The organism is Actinosynnema sp., assembly GCF_052038725.1.
This window is the reverse complement of the sequence record NZ_JBQGCX010000272.1, coordinates 1-1,820: the sequence shown is the minus strand read 5'-3', so window position 1 is coordinate 1,820 and position 1,820 is coordinate 1. Positions and strand designations below refer to the sequence as shown.

The 1,820-nt window shown below is 75.3% G+C and carries 2 protein-coding genes; one reads left to right on the top strand and one right to left on the bottom strand.

The features are described 5' to 3' along the window. A partial coding sequence (locus ACTUAL_RS05285) for an AfsR/SARP family transcriptional regulator (RefSeq protein ID WP_440899456.1) occupies positions 1-867 on the bottom strand: 867 nt, incomplete at its 3' end. Between the two features lie 751 nt (positions 868-1,618). Here ACTUAL_RS05285 and ACTUAL_RS05280 point away from each other — a divergent pair. Next, positions 1,619-1,820: universal stress protein (locus ACTUAL_RS05280; RefSeq protein WP_440899455.1), on the top strand; the 202-nt coding region annotated here is incomplete at its 3' end.

Genomic DNA, 1,820 nt, shown 5'->3' with positions numbered 1-1,820 from the left:
CCCGCTGCCAGCCCGGTGAGCGCCCTCCTGCCCACCGCCGGTCCACCCGCCCCCGCCCTGCCCGTCCCCGCCGCGCGCCCACGCCCCCTCGTCCGCGGCGCCCTCGTGGTCCCCGAGCACCTGGCTGTGCGCCTGCCGCAGCGCGGGCCCCGGCTCGATCCCGAGCTGCTCGACGAGCGCGTGCCTGGCGTCCCGGAACACCTCCAGCGCCTCGGCCTGCCGCCCGCCCCGGTGCAGCGCCTGCATCAGCAGCGCCCGCAGCCCCTCCCGCATCGGGTGGTCGGCGGTCAGCGCCGTCAGCTCGGCGACCACGTCCGCGTGCCGCCCCAGGCCGAGGGCCAGCTCGGCCCGCCGCTCGACGGCCGCCAGCCGCAGCTCCGCCAGCCGCGACCGCTGGGCCTCGGCGAACGGACCCGGCACCCCGGACAGCGCGTCGCCGCGCCACAGCCCGAGCGCCTCGTCCAGCTCCCGCAGCGCGCCCGCCGGGTCGGCGGCGGCGAGCCCCTGCGCGCGTTCCCGGTGCGCCTCGAAGCGGTGCACGTCCAGCCCGTCGGGCTCCAGCCGCAGCGCGTACCCGGCCCCGACCGAGTCGATCACGCCGGTCGCGGCGCGGCGCGAGCGGTCCGGGTCGAACGCGCGGCGCAGCCCGGACACGTAGGTGTAGAGGCTGGCTCCCGCCGTGGCCGGGGGAGCGTCGCCCCACACGCCGTCGACCAGCTCGTCCCTGGCCACGGTCTGCCCGGCCCGCACCGCCAGCATGGCGAACACCGCCCGCCTCCGCGCGGCCCCGACGTCCACCTCGGTCTCGCCGCGCCACGCCCGGACCGGCCCCAGCAGGGCGACGCGCAGCGGCGCTCCACTAGGCACGGCGACTCCTCCCGGAATCCCGGAGGGGAGCGGTTGTGCGCGCCGAGTTGGAATACCCGGTCATCCCCGACTGGTGCTCCACAGCACAACACTTACTCGTTCCCGGTGGCGCGACGGTGTTCGCGACAACGCGACCACCCGCGTTCCCAGAAACATATTCACTTTCCGTGCCCGGACGCGGGCATTGCGGTGAACGCGGATACTGCTCCGGATGGGGTAACTCGCACCAGCGCGCGTCGGAGTGCCGAGGAAAAATACTCGGAGTGGAAAAAGTCATGCGAGCCTCATCACAACGGGTTCTTCCTGTCATCGCAAGTGCTTGAGGTGTGAAGGACGTGCACGCGCGGTGCGCCACCTGAAGGAATGACCGAACAACCGGAAAGCGCGCCGAACACCCCGGCTGAGACATCGCCGCCACCACCTCACCCGCTCGGTCGCCCCGCACAACCACCCGCCCGCGATCGCCGCCCCACCCGCGCACGCCCCACCCGCGCGCCCGCAGGCGGCCGTCCGCGACCGCCCGCGCGACGCGCCCGCCGGGCCCGACCGCTCGATGATCCGTTCAACCACCGGTGCGGTCCCGTTCATCCCCGCCCTGCCCGATCCCGCGCCCGGACCGGCCCGCTCCCCGCCCGCCGCGCCCCGGTCGCACCCTGCTCAGGGGTGCTGGAGGGCCCGCCGGTCCCGGTACCGACGACCCTGGGGCGCCACCGCCCCGCCGAGCAGGATCAGCGGTGTGGAGGTGGGAGTGATGACGGAGAAGCCGATCGTCGTGGGAGTGGACGGGACCGCCGACGGTGAGCGCGCCCTGGTCTGGGCGCTCGACGAGGCCGCGACGCGCGGCTGCCCGCTGCACGTGGTCAGCGCCTGGGACTACGAGCCCCTCGCGGACTGGACCGAGCAGGCCGAGACGCTGGCCCGCCGCCGGGCCGAGACGATCGTGGACAACGCCC